16 protein-coding genes are annotated in these 14,503 nt (G+C 48.2%); 15 read left to right on the forward strand and 1 reads right to left on the reverse strand.

From position 1 onward, the window contains the following. Positions 1-96: 96 nt before the first annotated feature. Positions 97-1,350, reverse strand: a complete 1,254-nt coding sequence (locus ACRPK8_RS14775) for a dicarboxylate/amino acid:cation symporter (RefSeq protein ID WP_432238834.1) — start codon at positions 1,348-1,350, stop codon at positions 97-99. Positions 1,351-1,663: 313 nt separating this feature from the next. Here ACRPK8_RS14775 and rpsU point away from each other — a divergent pair, with 313 nt between their 5' ends. From rpsU to ACRPK8_RS14850, 15 genes are all read left to right on the forward strand, one after another. Next, entirely contained in the window at positions 1,664-1,837 is a 174-nt protein-coding gene (rpsU, locus tag ACRPK8_RS14780; RefSeq protein ID WP_012369719.1) for a 30S ribosomal protein S21, read from the forward strand. A 21-nt stretch (positions 1,838-1,858) separates the two neighbouring features. Next, entirely contained in the window at positions 1,859-2,305 is a 447-nt protein-coding gene (locus ACRPK8_RS14785; protein ID WP_432238835.1) for a GatB/YqeY domain-containing protein, read from the forward strand. A 182-nt stretch (positions 2,306-2,487) separates the two neighbouring features. Beyond that, positions 2,488-2,997 carry an NfeD family protein gene (locus tag ACRPK8_RS14790; protein ID WP_432238836.1) on the forward strand — a complete coding sequence of 170 codons (510 nt, stop codon included), beginning with the start codon at positions 2,488-2,490 and terminating at the stop codon, positions 2,995-2,997. After that, positions 2,994-3,977: a flotillin-like protein FloA gene (floA, locus tag ACRPK8_RS14795; RefSeq protein WP_035409222.1), complete on the forward strand. Its 984-nt coding sequence runs from the start codon at positions 2,994-2,996 to the stop codon at positions 3,975-3,977. The genes ACRPK8_RS14790 and floA overlap by 4 nt, the downstream gene beginning before the upstream one ends. A gap of 13 nt (positions 3,978-3,990) precedes the next feature. Beyond that, the gene (locus ACRPK8_RS14800) at positions 3,991-4,461 is read left to right on the forward strand and encodes a hypothetical protein (protein ID WP_432238837.1); all 471 of its coding nucleotides are present in this window, start codon (positions 3,991-3,993) and stop codon (positions 4,459-4,461) included. 172 nt (positions 4,462-4,633) lie between these two features. Continuing rightward, positions 4,634-5,596 carry a PhoH family protein gene (locus tag ACRPK8_RS14805; protein WP_432238838.1) on the forward strand — a complete coding sequence of 321 codons (963 nt, stop codon included), beginning with the start codon at positions 4,634-4,636 and terminating at the stop codon, positions 5,594-5,596. Between the two features lie 36 nt (positions 5,597-5,632). Beyond that, positions 5,633-7,690, forward strand: coding sequence for an HD family phosphohydrolase (locus ACRPK8_RS14810; RefSeq protein WP_432238839.1), 2,058 nt, complete (start codon positions 5,633-5,635; stop codon positions 7,688-7,690). Beyond that, positions 7,687-8,163, forward strand: coding sequence for an rRNA maturation RNase YbeY (gene ybeY, locus ACRPK8_RS14815; protein WP_432238840.1), 477 nt, complete (start codon positions 7,687-7,689; stop codon positions 8,161-8,163). Before ACRPK8_RS14810 ends, ybeY begins: the two co-directional genes overlap by 4 nt. Next, positions 8,160-8,510 (forward strand): diacylglycerol kinase family protein, encoded by a 351-nt coding sequence (locus ACRPK8_RS14820; protein WP_432238841.1) that lies wholly within the window; start codon positions 8,160-8,162, stop codon positions 8,508-8,510. The genes ybeY and ACRPK8_RS14820 overlap by 4 nt, the downstream gene beginning before the upstream one ends. Before the next feature lie 49 nt (positions 8,511-8,559). Further along, a complete protein-coding gene (locus tag ACRPK8_RS14825) occupies positions 8,560-8,958 on the forward strand; it encodes a cytidine deaminase (RefSeq protein WP_432238842.1) in 399 nt (132 codons plus the stop codon). Continuing rightward, positions 8,951-9,859, forward strand: a complete 909-nt coding sequence (gene era / locus ACRPK8_RS14830) for a GTPase Era (RefSeq protein WP_432238843.1) — start codon at positions 8,951-8,953, stop codon at positions 9,857-9,859. Before ACRPK8_RS14825 ends, era begins: the two co-directional genes overlap by 8 nt. A 3-nt stretch (positions 9,860-9,862) precedes the next feature. Further along, on the forward strand, positions 9,863-10,612 hold the full coding sequence (gene recO, locus ACRPK8_RS14835) for a DNA repair protein RecO (RefSeq protein WP_432238844.1): 750 nt from the start codon (positions 9,863-9,865) through the stop codon (positions 10,610-10,612). 289 nt (positions 10,613-10,901) lie between these two features. Further along, positions 10,902-11,792: a glycine--tRNA ligase subunit alpha gene (gene glyQ, locus ACRPK8_RS14840; protein WP_432238860.1), complete on the forward strand. Its 891-nt coding sequence runs from the start codon at positions 10,902-10,904 to the stop codon at positions 11,790-11,792. Beyond that, a complete protein-coding gene (gene glyS / locus ACRPK8_RS14845; RefSeq protein WP_432238845.1) occupies positions 11,785-13,845 on the forward strand; it encodes a glycine--tRNA ligase subunit beta in 2,061 nt (686 codons plus the stop codon). Before glyQ ends, glyS begins: the two co-directional genes overlap by 8 nt. Positions 13,846-13,866: 21 nt before the next feature. After that, positions 13,867-14,496, forward strand: coding sequence for a helix-turn-helix transcriptional regulator (locus tag ACRPK8_RS14850; protein ID WP_432238846.1), 630 nt, complete (start codon positions 13,867-13,869; stop codon positions 14,494-14,496). The last annotated feature ends 7 nt before the right edge of the window (positions 14,497-14,503 follow it).

The raw sequence follows: 14,503 nt of genomic DNA on the forward strand, positions 1-14,503 counted from the left end.
TAGAACAAGGCCCTCGAAACGACTACACGTTTCGAGGGCCTTTCGTTTATGAAACTGAGTTATGTCCCAGCCTCTTTGTTCTACATGAAGAGTAGGTTAAGCGTAACGTTCGTCACTTTCCTCTTCTTCCTTGATGTTACCTTCTTCCGATTTTGCGACGATGACGGCGCAGGCAGCATCGCCTGTGATGTTAACAGCCGTCCGCATCATATCAAGCAGACGGTCGACACCGATGATCAAGGCGATACCCTCGACCGGTAGATTGACCGATTGAAGTACCATCGTCAGCATGACGAGACCGACACCCGGAACACCAGCTGTCCCGATAGATGCAAGGACGGCAGTCAGGACGACGGTCGCGAGTTGACCGGGTGATAAATCAACCGCATAGACTTGTGCGATGAAGACGGTCGCAACCCCTTGCATGATCGCTGTCCCGTCCATATTGATCGTCGCCCCGAGCGGCTGGACGAAACTGGAGACGGAGCGTGGAACCTTCAGTTCTTTTTGAGCCGTTTGCATCGACACAGGCAGTGTTGCGTTTGACGACGATGTCGAGAACGCAAACAGCATGACAGGTGCAAACTTCTTGAAGAAGAAGAACGGATTCATTTTTCCGAGCAGTGAGACGGTCGAACCGTACGTCAACAGGGAATGAACGATCAGGGATAAAACGACGACGAGCATATAGAAGAACATGGCTTTAATTGAAGACCATCCTTGCGAACCGACTGCTGAAGCGATTAAAGCGAATGCTCCAAGCGGTGCCATTTTCATGACGAGTGTGATCAAGTACGTCATCAGTTCGTTTCCTTGTTCGACGAAAGACCGTAATGTCGAGACTTTTTTACCGAGGAACGTGATTCCGAAACCGACGAACACACTGAAGACGATGATTTGAAGCATGTTACCTTCCGCCATTGAGGTGATCGGGTTCGTCGGGAACATTCCGACGATCGTGTTGATCAGGCTCGTATCGGGAAGACTTCCACTATCATATTTTAGGTCATTTGTAGCAAACGTACCCAGTGTACCTGGCTTGATGAGTAACGATAAACCAAGTGCGATGACGATTGCGACAGCCGTTGTCGTCATGAAGTAGCCGATTGCCTTTCCGCCGACACGCCCCAGTTCCTTCGGATTGCCGAGTCCCATGACTCCAAGCGTAATCGAGAAGAAGACGATTGGTACGACGAGCATTTTAATTAAGTTCAGGAATATCGTCCCGATCGGTTGTAAAGCATATTTATTCAGTCCCTCATAAATCGACTTATCCGGTAGGGAAGCGAGGATGATACCGAGGATCAGTCCCAGGATCAGTCCCAAAATGATGCGCTTTGCTTCTTTCATAAATGATGTCACACTCCTTTATTTGATAATTGTCTATATTTTGACACAATACTCCCCCTTTTGACAAAACATTTTAAAAAATTATTGATAACGCTTACAAAAAAGTTTCTGAATTTTGATGCAGGAATGATCGGATTTTGTTGTCAAACCCGGGCAAGCATGAGAGGATAGATAAGAACAAAAAGGAACAGCGTAGGGTACATAAAAGTCGCCTGAATCAACTGTTGACCAAATTGTATATTCCTACTATAATGTTGTATGACGTGTCTGACACGTTTCCTTTAGTCGGTAATATCGGAGGGAGGGAAAACTAGTGGAAACTCGTGTACGTAAAAATGAATCACTTGAAGACGCACTTCGTCGCTTCAAACGTGGTGTTTCAAAAGATGGTACGCTTGCTGAAGTTCGTAAACGTAAACACTACGAAAAGCCAAGTGTAAAACGTAAGCTTAAATCGGAGGCTGCGCGTAAGCGTAAGAAGTTCTAACGTTAGAGAGGGTGTATCCTCATGAGTCTTCAGGAGCGTTTGACAGCGGATATGAAAGAAGCCATGCGTCTACGTGAAAAAGATCGTCTTACGACGATTCGGATGGTGAAATCATCGCTGCAAAATGAAACGATCAAACTCGGTAAGCAAGAATTGACGGACGAGGAAGAATTAACGATTCTTTCACGTGAAATGAAGCAGCGCAACGACTCCCTCCGAGAATTCGAAAGCGCTGGTCGTCACGATCTCGTCGAGAAAATTCAAGCAGAGATTGTCGTGCTCGAAGCTTATATGCCAAAACAGCTTTCCGAAGAAGAAGTTCAGGAAATCGTCGACGCAGCTATTGCGCAGACGGGTGCCTCTGCTCCTTCGGATATGGGGAAAGTAATGGGTGTCGTCATGCCGCAGCTTAAAGGCAAGGCGGACGGTGCCTTGATTAATCGACTCGTTAAACAACGTCTCGCTTAATACAGAAAAAGGTGTCCCTCGGGGCACCTTTTTTGTCGTTCATGTCACATTATTAAAGTTTCTTGATGAATTCAGAATAGTCATGAAACCTTTTTTTATTGAAAGCGTATATAATTATAGTAACGAACAAAAGTGCAAAAGAAGTAGCTTCTGACACGGATGAAAAGGGGTGAACGTACGCAATGACGTTTAGCTTAGGGATGATTTTGACGGTCTTCATGATTGGGGTCCTCATGTTACTTGTCGAAATATTCGTTACAGGATTCGGGATCTTCGGCGTTCTTGGAATCGGTGCGGTTCTTGCGAGTCTGATCATGGCAGGCGCGACGGTCGGGCAAGTCGGAATAGCAATCGGTCTTGCTGTATTTCTATCACTTGCAGCAGGGTACTGGGCATACCGCAGAATCAAATCGAATCAATCACTACTTTGGAGAGGATTGATTTTGACGGACTCCACCTCTTCTGAGAAAGGGTATCTCTCGCATCAGGAGAAAGTCCAGCTACTAGGAGAAGAAGGAATCAGTTTGACACCGCTTCGTCCGTCAGGAACGATCGAAATCGACGGGAATCGAATTGATGCGGTTACCGAGGGGACCTTCATTCAAGCGGGTGAAAAGGTCGTCGTAAAAGAAGTGACGCACGGACGCGTCATCGTTAGAGTCCAACATACGAAGGAGGAGTCCCACACATGACACCTGAATTATTGACCGTACTACTCATATCGGGAGGAATATTAATCTTCCTCGCCATATTCTTCACGCTCGTTCCGATTCCATTATGGATCAGTTCACTTGCAGCCGGCGTACGTGTTTCGATTTTTACATTAGTCGGGATGCGGCTACGTCGTGTCACACCCTCTAAAATCGTCAATCCATTGATTAAGGCAGTTAAAGCGGGATTGAACTTGAATACGAACCAACTGGAAAGCCACTTCCTCGCCGGTGGTAATGTCGACCGTGTCGTCAACGCCTTGATTGCGGCGCATCGTGCGAATATCGAACTCAGTTTCGAACGCGCAGCCGCGATTGATTTGGCTGGTCGTAACGTGCTAGAAGCGGTTCAAATGTCGGTTAACCCGAAAGTCATCGAAACACCATTCATTGCCGGTGTGGCAATGAACGGGATCGAAGTGAAAGCGAAAGCCCGGATTACGGTTCGTGCCAATATCGACCGCCTCGTCGGTGGTGCTGGTGAAGAAACAGTCATTGCCCGTGTCGGTGAGGGTGTCATCTCGACGATCGGTTCGTGTAATGATCAGAAGGAAGTACTTGAGAATCCAGAAATGATCTCACGTACGGTCCTTGCAAAAGGGCTAGATTCCGGTACAGCATTTGAAATCCTCTCGATTGATATCGCGGATATTGATATCGGTAAGAATATCGGTGCGGTTCTTCAAACCGATCAAGCAGAAGCGGATAAGAACATCGCGCAAGCGAAAGCGGAAGAACGACGTGCGATGGCAATTGCAAGCGAACAAGAAATGAAATCACGTGTTGAAGAGATGCGTGCGAAGGTAGTCGCAGCAGAAGCGGAAGTTCCACTTGCCATTGCTGAAGCCATGCGTGATGGAAACTTCGGTGTCATGGATTATGCGAACTACTTGAACGTGACGGCGGATACGAAGATGCGTCAAGCGATTGGTGGACAATCGTCACCACATGACTCCCAGTAAAGGGTGAGACGGTATGGATATCATTTGGGTCGGATTGATGATTGCCTTTGGTGTCATCTCCGTCATCTCAAAAGCAGCGGATAAAAAACCGAAGCAGACGAACCGGACTCCTTCCAAAGAGTTCGGGGAGTATGTGAAGCAGATGGTCGAACAAGTGGATACTGCAAGGCAAGATACGGTACCTCCACCTGTCGTCCGGAAAAAAACACCTGCGAAGAAGCAGCCTGGCGTCACCCAAACGAAGGCACGACCAGTCCACGAACGGACAGATTTGCAAAAACAATTGGAACAACGTCAACAAAAACGCTCGAAAAAAGAGATGCCGGGTTCAACGATCGGAGAAATCCAAGGTAGCATAGCAGATGGTGCTATCGGGACTTCCGGTCGTTCGGCTTCAGCAACGACGCTATCACAAGATGAAATGCGACGTGCCATCATTTGGAGTGAAGTGCTAGGTGCGCCTGTTTCAAAGCGAAAACGGTAATGTCTAGGTTAGGAGCCGATCCCTCTATCCGGAGTGGAATCGGCTCTTTTTATTTCCTAAATGGTGGAAACGGGTTTTTCTTTCCATCTTTTCGACGGAAGTGCTAAAGTGAAAGAGATTAGATATGAGGCGATGACAACATGTTATCCATGACTAGGAGGCCACTCACAACGTGATATTCAATGAAAGAATCCCATTTGCATTTTCGAATTCAGAACAGATTCAAGCATTCGTAGGTCCGAACGACGCTGTCTTACGTACGATGGAAGCAGAACTTGAAGTCCAACTCACGCATCGCGGCGATGAACTGTTGGCACAGTCCGAACAGGAGCAGTCTGTGATTTTAGCAGGACAAGTCGTTGGTGTCCTGAAACAACTCGTCAATCGGGGAGCAGTTTTGACGGAGCGTGATGCGACAAGTGCGATCCAACTTGCTCGTCAAGATCGTGTGGATGAACTTCTAGAACTTTATGATACGGTCATCCATACGAATCATAAAGGAAAACCGCTTCGCGCGAAAACGCTCGGTCAAGCACGATATGTCCGAGGGATTGATCGTTGCGATTTAACATTCGGGATCGGACCTGCAGGAACCGGTAAAACGTATCTTGCAGTCGTTATGGCAGCTAAAGCGCTAAAAGAAGGATATGTCAAACGGCTTGTCCTGACACGTCCGGCAGTTGAGGCGGGAGAGAATCTCGGTTTTCTTCCTGGCGATCTAAAAGAAAAGGTGGATCCATATCTTCGTCCCTTATACGATGCTTTGCACGATGTACTTGGAGTCGAACATACGGCTCGACTACTTGAACGGGGAGTCATCGAGATTGCACCGCTTGCCTACATGCGGGGACGAACGCTTGAGCATGCCTTCGTCATTTTGGATGAAGCGCAAAATACGACACGGGAACAGATGAAGATGTTCTTGACGCGTCTTGGATTTCATTCGAAGATGATTGTCACAGGTGATTTGACACAGGTCGACTTACCGCGTGGGAAAACATCTGGTCTTCAGGAAGCACTACATTTGCTTGGGAATGTCAAAGGCATTCATTTCGAACACTTCGGTTCAGCTGATGTCGTTCGTCACCCACTTGTCCGGAAAATCGTTGATGCTTACAGTCAAGAATTGACATAAGCCGTTACGGGAATAAAGGAAAAAGGGGGAGATGACATGCGCAAGGTTAAAATCTGGATCGGTCTCCTGACGGTACTGTTCTATCTCGTCGTCACGACGATGATGTACATCAGTGTCCGACCGGAAGCCTTGTCTGCAGAGCCATTCTCGATTGCAGAAGAAGATATCCGGTCTCCGCTGACGATAGAAGACCGGACGGCGACGAATCAAATCAAAGAAAACTCGATTGCCGCAATCGAGAGTCAGTATACGATTAAACAGGAGTATGCGGTACAACAAATCGATAAAGCAGAACAATTGTTTGCAAGCTTGTCGGGTATCAAAAAGGCGGATGAAGTCAGTAAAATCAAGCAACGCCTTCGCGGAACAGAAGCAGCGGCGTTACTTAAGGACGAGGAATTGCGTCTGCTTGCGACTTCGACGAAATCATCACGGGATACGACACGAGACGTCGTCATTACGGCAATCGAAGAGGCGATGCGTCAACGCATTTCGTCTGATGGTGGGGAAGTGGCGGAAGCGCGTGAAAATGCCCGCATTGATATCGAACGCTCGCCCCTGTCATTCTCGCTTAAAGCGGTTGCCAAAACACTGACGGATCAATTAATCGTAACGAATTACGTCTACGATCCCGAAAAGACGGAGCAACTGCGCAAACAGACGAGTGATAAAGTCGAACCCGTCATCATTTCTGAAGGCGAGGTGATCGTCAAGCGCGGGGAAGTCATCTCACCAGATGCCTATCGGCAGTTGCAACTCGTCGGCTTGATTTCTGACCGGCAATCACTCAAACCGTTATTAGGTGCGATGCTGATTAGTGCATTGATGACTGCCTTTTTATTCGGATTCATCCATCGTTCCAAGCTACGATATGCTCAGATGGGACGGATTCGGTTATTTGGCCTCGTCTACCTCGTCATTAGTCTTCAGTTACTTGTCACATATGGGATGGCATTTTTAGCTGGTGATATCAATCCAGCACTGTACCTGCTTACACCTACCGCTTTTGCGGCACTCGTATTACGAAATCTCTTGAATGAGCGAATCGCGTTATCGAGTGCGCTTTTTACGGCACTTGCTGGAACATTTTTTTACAGCACGAATCAGAATTTCACCTTTAATATTGCGATTTACTTATTAGTCGGTGGATTGGTGGCGACATTCTTTTTACAATCCAGTCTGTCGCGGCGCCGTATTTTCATGAGCAGCATCTCGATTGCCGCTGCCAATATCGCGATTTTCTTCGCGTTCGTTTTATTGCGAAGCGGAACGTTTGAGTTACGGGAAACCCTGATTTTAATCGGGTTCACGGTAGCGAGCGGTATTTTAAGTGCGATTCTCGCGATTGGATTATTACCATTCCTAGAGATGACATTCGGTATTTTGGCACCAACACGTCTACTCGAGTTATTGAATCCGACACATCCGCTGTTGAAAAAACTTCTCGTCGAAGCGCCTGGAACGTACCATCACAGTATGATGGTCGCGAATCTAGCGGAGACTGCCTGTGAAGCAATTGGAGCAGACGGCTTGCTTGCGCGAGTAGGCGCTTATTATCATGATTTAGGAAAAACACGTCGACCGCTCTATTTCATCGAAAATCAACATGGGCGTAATCCGCACGATCGTCTGACACCAGAAGAGTCGGCACGCGTCATCTTAGCGCATACGGAGGATGGGGTTGAACTGCTTGAAGCTTCGAAACTGCCGGCAGCGATCATCGACATTTGCCGCCAGCACCATGGTACGTCGCTACTCCGTTATTTTTATGTCAAGGCAGCAGAACAAGGGGAAGTCGATGAAGAGACGTTCCGGTATACGGGACCGAAGCCGCAGACACGCGAAGCAGCGGTGATCATGATCGTCGACTCGATTGAAGCGGCAGTCCGTTCAATGAAAGCTCCATCGGAAGAAGGAATTCGGGACTTGGTCGCGAAAATCATTCGTGAAAAGATGATGGATGATCAATTTTCGGAATGCGACATCACGACGCGTGAGATTTACCGTGTCGGAGAAAGTGCGTGTCATACGTTATCCGGTTTGTTCCATGAACGAATCGAGTATCCAGAATTAAAGAAAGAGGCAACGACATGAACATTTACATGACAGACGAAAACAATCGTCTAACGGAAGAACAGCAACAACTTGTCGAATCGATTTTGATCTATACGGCGGAACAAGAAGAGGTTGATCCGAACAGCGAGTTATCCGTGACATTCGTCTCAAACGATGAGATTCAAGAAATCAACCGTGAGTGGCGTGGGAAAGATCAAGCGACAGACGTGATTTCTTTTGCCATGGAAGAACTCGGAGAAGACGAAATCGACTTTGGATTGCTTGAAGATGAACCGGTCGTCCTTGGTGACTTGATCATCTCCGTCGAACGGTGCCGCGAGCAGGCAGCTGAATACGGCAATCATTTTGAGCGAGAGCTCGGTTTCCTTGCTGTTCATGGTTTCCTGCATTTGCTCGGGTACGATCACATTGAAAAGGCGGACGAGGAAGTCATGACGAAGCGGCAGGAGGAAATCCTGCATCACTTCGAGTTGTTCCGGGGCACATTGTGAAGAGTTGGTGGCAACCGTTTCAGCATGCCATGAACGGTCTGCGCCAATCGATTCGAGAGGAACGTCACATGAAAGTTCATTTGGCGATCGGTGGCATCGTGTTACTTATCGCCTTTTTGTTACCATTGACGGCTAGCGAACGGGCCATACTCTGCCTAACGATCGGGATCGTCATCAGTGCCGAAATGTTCAACACGGCGTTTGAACGAACGGTGGATCTCGTGACGCAAGAATGGCATCCGCTTGCAAAGGCGGCCAAAGACATCGCGAGTGGGGCCGTCCTTGTGTTGGCGCTTACATCTATCGTAATTGCACTATGCATCTTCATCCCATATTTGGTACAATAAGAATCCGGCCTTTTTGGCCAATACCGTTCCTAAAAAGGGGAAAATGAACATGAAAACAGAACAATTACTCGAACAAGCAAAACGTGCACGCGAAAAAGCGTATGTTCCATATTCGAAATTTCAAGTCGGTGCTGCTCTCTTAACGAAAGACGGACAGGTCTTCCACGGCTGTAACATTGAAAACGCTGCCTATGGTCTTTGTAACTGTGCAGAGCGGACAGCGATTTTCTCAGCTTGGGCACAAGATGCGCGTGATTACGCAGCGATGGCTGTCGTTGCCGACACAGAAGGACCGGTCGCACCATGCGGGCAATGCCGCCAAGTATTATCAGAGATGTGTGACGCGGATATGCCGATCTATTTGACGAATCTTAAAGGAGACGTCACTGAAACAACAGTGGGTGCCTTGTTGCCAGGAGCATTCACGAAAGGGGATTTACATGTTTAAAGAAGGATTCAAATCGGGCTTTGTCTCGATCATCGGACGCCCGAACGTCGGAAAATCGACATTCCTCAACCGTGTCATCGGACAAAAGATTGCCATCATGTCCGATAAACCACAAACGACGCGAAACAAGATTCAAGGTGTTTATACGACCGAAGATGTTCAGACGATCTTCATCGATACACCAGGGATTCATAAACCCAAGCATAAACTCGGCGATTTCATGATGAAGGTCGCGACGAACGCTTTGCGTGAAGTCGATGCGATTTTGTTCATGGTCAACGTGACGGAACCAAAAGGAAAAGGTGACGACTTCATCATTGAAAAATTGAAAGAACTTGATACACCAATCATTCTCGTCATGAATAAGGTCGACTTGATTCATCCGAATGATATTCCGCCAATCATCGAGTCGTACAAAAATGAACTCGAGTTCGCGGCAGTCGTTCCGATTTCTGCGTTACAGGGGAACAATGTCGGACCATTGCTCGACGAAATCGCGAAGATCCTACCGGAAGGACCGATGTATTACCCGGCGGATCAAGTGACCGATCACCCGGAACGCTTCATCATCTCGGAGATGATCCGCGAGAAAGTCTTACAAAAGACACGCGATGAAGTGCCGCACTCGATCGCGGTCGCGATTGACCAAATCAAGACGCGCGAGAACGGCAACATGGTCGATGTCCATGCGACGATCTTAATCGAGCGGGATTCGCAAAAAGGAATCATCATCGGGAAACGCGGAGCATTGTTGAAGGAAATCGGCTCTGAAGCACGAACGGACATCGAGATGTTACTCGGAACGAAAGTTTACCTCAACTTGTGGGTCAAAGTCCAAAAGGATTGGCGCAATAAGGCCGGTCAATTGCGTGAACTCGGTTTCCGCGATGACGAGTATTAAGCGATGATCGATAAGGCGGAGGGGCTTGTACTACGAACGGTCGTATACGGTGAATCGAATAAGATCGTCACGCTACTGACACGTGAATTCGGCAAGCTCGCCGTCATGGCACGAGGAGCGAAGAAACCTGGGAGTCGTTTTAACGCGGCTAGCCAACCTTTCGTCCGAGCTGTCTATATCTATCCACGGTCACGTGGTCTCGGTCAGTTGAAATCGGCAGACGTCATCACGAGTCATGCGCATATCCGGCAAGATGTCGTCTTGATGGCGTATGCGATGTATCTACTGGAGCTTGCAGATAAAGCGCTTGATGAACGGGTGCCGCAACCGGCACTGTACGATTTATTCGTCGAAGGATTGGAGGCGATGGATGAAGGACTGGATCCTGACGTCGTCTCTTTCATCATCGAGTTGCGTCTGTTGCGTCATCTAGGGATCGCGCCACACTTGAATGGCTGTACGATTTGCGGGAGTGCTGAAGCACCATTCGCTTTTTCGCTACACCATGGTGGGTTATTGTGTCGCCGGCACCGTCATGAGGATGAACATGCGGTCTTCATGTCAGAAGCAGTCGCGAAGATGCTCTATGTGTTTTCCGTCTATGATTTCTCGCGGATCGGTACCGTGACGGTGAAGCCGGAAACGAAGCGTCTACTGCGTCAAATCATGGACGCTTATATGGAACGCTACAGCGGGTTACGTCTGCGTTCCAAACGCGTCCTCGATCAGTTGATTGATTTCGGCAACGATTGACAGCAACAAGCGGGTTCGGTAGAATGAATGCGGAAGAAGCAACTAAATGAACACGATGACGAAAAGGAGTACCGTCTTTTTCTCAATCAAGCGATTCCAGGGTGGTGTGAGCTGGGAGTGAGAGGGGCGCGAACGGCGTTTCGGAGTGTTCTTTGTCAAAAAGAGTGGCATGCGATTGCATGCAAGTAGGGTGGAACCGCGGGCTCGTCTCGTCCCTATGTGCAACGATTGTTGTACATAGGGGCGTTTTTTGCGTTCCTTAATCATTTCGGAGGTGAAAGTCGTGAAGATGACAGTACAAGACATGATCTTGACATTACAAAAATTTTGGGCAGAACAAGGCTGCTTGACGATGCAAGCATACGACGTAGAAAAAGGGGCCGGTACGATGAATCCGATGACGTTCTTACGGAGTCTCGGACCAGAACCATGGAACGTTTGTTATACAGAACCATCACGTCGTCCGGCAGATGGTCGTTACGGAGAAAACCCGAACCGTCTGTACCAACATCATCAGTTCCAGGTCATCATGAAACCATCACCTGACAACATTCAGGAATTATACTTACAAAGTCTCGAGTTACTCGGCATCAACCCACTCGAACACGATATCCGTTTCGTAGAGGATAACTGGGAAAACCCGACGTTCGGTGCTGCTGGACTCGGTTGGGAAGTATGGTTGAACGGGATGGAAATCACGCAGTTCACGTACTTCCAACAAGTCGGTGGAATCGAGTGTAACCCGATCGCAGTAGAGATCACTTACGGAATCGAGCGTCTCGCTTCGTACATCCAAGACGTTGAGAGCGTCTTTGATCTCGTTTGGACAGATGGCTTCAAATACGGTGATATCTTCTATCAACCGGAGTTCGAACATTCGAAGTATACGTTTGAAACATCAGATGTCGCCTTACTCTTTACGTTATTCGATCAATATGAAAAAGAAGCGAATCGTGCCTTGGATGAGAATCTCGTCTTCCCAGCGTATGATTACATCTTGAAATGTTCGCATACTTTTAACCTTCTCGACGCGAAGGGTGCGATTTCGGTTACGGAACGTACAGGATTCATCCATCGTGTCCGGAACATGTCGCGCCGTTGCGCGCAAAGTTTCATCGAAGAACGGGAACGTCTTGGCTTCCCATTGATCAAGTCGAAAGCAGGTGAGTCACATGAATGAATTATTACTTGAAATCGGTTTAGAAGAGATGCCGGCTCGATTCGTCCTTCAATCCGAAACACAACTCAAGGAACGCGTGACGCGTTTCCTCGAAGAAGCACGGATTGAGTTCACAAGTGTCGAATCCTTCTCGACACCACGCCGTCTTGCAGTGTACGTCAAAGGTCTCGCAGCACGTCAAAGTGACCTCGAAGAGACGCTAAAAGGACCAGCAAAACGGATCGCGATGGACGAAGACGGGAACTGGACGAAAGCAGCCGAAGGATTCGCGCGTGGTAAAGGGTTAACGACGGACGATCTCTTCCTTGGTGAAGAAAAAGGCGTCGAATATCTCTATGCGACACGTAAGGAAGTCGGACAAGCGACAGCCGATCTACTTCCTGGACTAAAACAAGTCGTTGAAGCGATGACATTCCCGAAAAACATGCGTTGGAGCACACAATCATTGCGTTACATGCGCCCGATTCGCTGGTTGATTGCGCTGCTTGACGATCAAGTCATCCCGTTTGAAGTCGCATCCGTCGAAACAGGTCGGACATCACGCGGTCATCGGTTCCTCGGACAGGACATCACGATCCTGCGTCCGAACGCATATGTCGAAGCACTCGCAGGAGAAAACGTCATCGTTAGTTATGAAGCACGTCGTCAGTTGATTGAAGAACAGATTCAAGCACTTGCGGCACGCGAACAATTCGAAGTGCCAATCGATGGTTCGTTACTTGAAGAAGTCACGAACCTCGTCGAGTATCCGACAGCCTTATTCGGTGCATTCGATGAAGCGTATCTTGAGTTACCAGAAGAAGTTTTGATCACGACGATGAAAGAACACCAGCGTTACTTCCCGGTCAAACGTGACAATGCGTTGTTGCATTACTTCGTGACGGTACGAAACGGAAACGCGACACACCTTGAAAACGTCGCACGCGGAAATGAAAAAGTCATCCGTGCCCGTTTAGCCGATGCGCAGTTCTTCTACGAAGAAGATAAAAAAGCAGACATCGATGAGCAGGCGAAACGTCTCGACAAAATCGTCTTCCATGAAAAATTAGGAACGACAGGTGAAAAAGTCCGTCGTGTCCGTCAGATGGCACTCACCCTTGCCGACCGTGTCGGTGCGGACAAAACACGCGTCGAACGTGCAGGTCAGATCTACAAATTCGACCTCGTCAGTCAAATGGTCTATGAATTCACGGAATTACAGGGTCTGATGGGTGAGCGATATGCGAACATGAAGAATGAGGATCCGGAAGTCGCGGCTGCGATTCGTGAACATTACATGCCACGCTTCGCGGGTGATGCAAGTCCGGAAACACCGACGGGAACGCTCTATGCGATTCTCGATAAGATGGACAGCGTCGCTGGATTCTTTGGTGTCGGTATGATTCCGAGTGGATCAGCGGATCCGTATGCCTTACGTCGTCAAGCACAAGGGATTGTTCAGATTTTATCCGATCGTAAGTTGAATCTGACATTGACTGAACTGATTGCTTTCGTCGTTTCAGAACAGGTGGCAGCAGGTCTTTATGCGAAGGATGCCGAAGAGGTTCAAGCGGCATTACAAGAGTTCTTCGCGCAACGCTTGAAGTATCGTCTATCGGAGATGAACTTCCGTCACGATGTCATCGATGCTGCTCTTGACGTGACATTGACGGTCGAAGCGAATGAAAAACGGGCTACGATGTTAGAAGCAGCTACGAAAAAAGAAACATTCAAAAAAACGGTCGAACAACTCAGCCGTGTCTTAAATATCTCGAAAAAAGCAGAGACTGTGACACCTGTTGATCCAGCGCTCTTTGAAAATGATGCAGAACGTGCTCTACATGAAGCAATCGAGCGCGCTCTACCGGAAGTCAATCACGCGCTCGCTACGCTTGACTATGAACGAGCACTCGCAACACTTGAAGCAACGGTTCCGTCGATCACAGCATACTTTGACGGGACGATGATCATGACGGATGATGAGACAGTCCGGACGAATCGTCTCAGCGAAATGAAACGATTTGCACAAGCCATCGAATCGGTCGCTCGTTTCAATGCACTTACTTTAGCGTAAAGAAAAAGGACGGATGAGCCGATGAAGTTAAATGAACGGCAAAAGAAGATACTCCAAATCGTCAAAGAGAACGGTCCGATTACGGGAGAGCAGATTGCTGCTGCGCTCTCCCTGACACGGGCGACATTACGACCCGATTTATCTATTTTGACAATGACCGGCATGCTAGAGGCACGTCCGCGCGTCGGCTATATGTTCGTTGGAAAGAAAAATGCTTCCATGCTCCATGAAAAGTTAGATACGCTGACCGTCGGTGAATTCATGTCGTCGGCGAAAGTCATTCATGAAGGGATGACCGTGTACGATGCAATCGTCCATCTCTTCTTAGAAGATGTGGGTTCTCTGTTCGTCGTCAGTAAGGATCATGCCTTAGTCGGTGTGCTGTCGCGCAAAGACTTTTTGCGTGCAGCAATCGGTAATCAAGAACTAGATTCGTTACCCGTCAACATCATCATGACGCGGATGCCGAATTTGACCGTCTGTGAAAAGTCGGAGACATTGATTGGTGCCGGCATGAAATTGATCGAAAAACAGATTGACTCGATGCCGGTCGTCGAAGAAGAGGACGGCGTCCTAAAAGTCGTCGGTCGGATGACGAAGACGAACATGACGAAAGTATTGGTTGCCTTAGCACGAGATGAAGAAATTTAAGGAGGGT

It is taken from the genome of Exiguobacterium sp. TDN 0502, assembly GCF_050846835.1.
GTDB lineage: Bacteria > Bacillota > Bacilli > Exiguobacteriales > Exiguobacteriaceae > Exiguobacterium_A.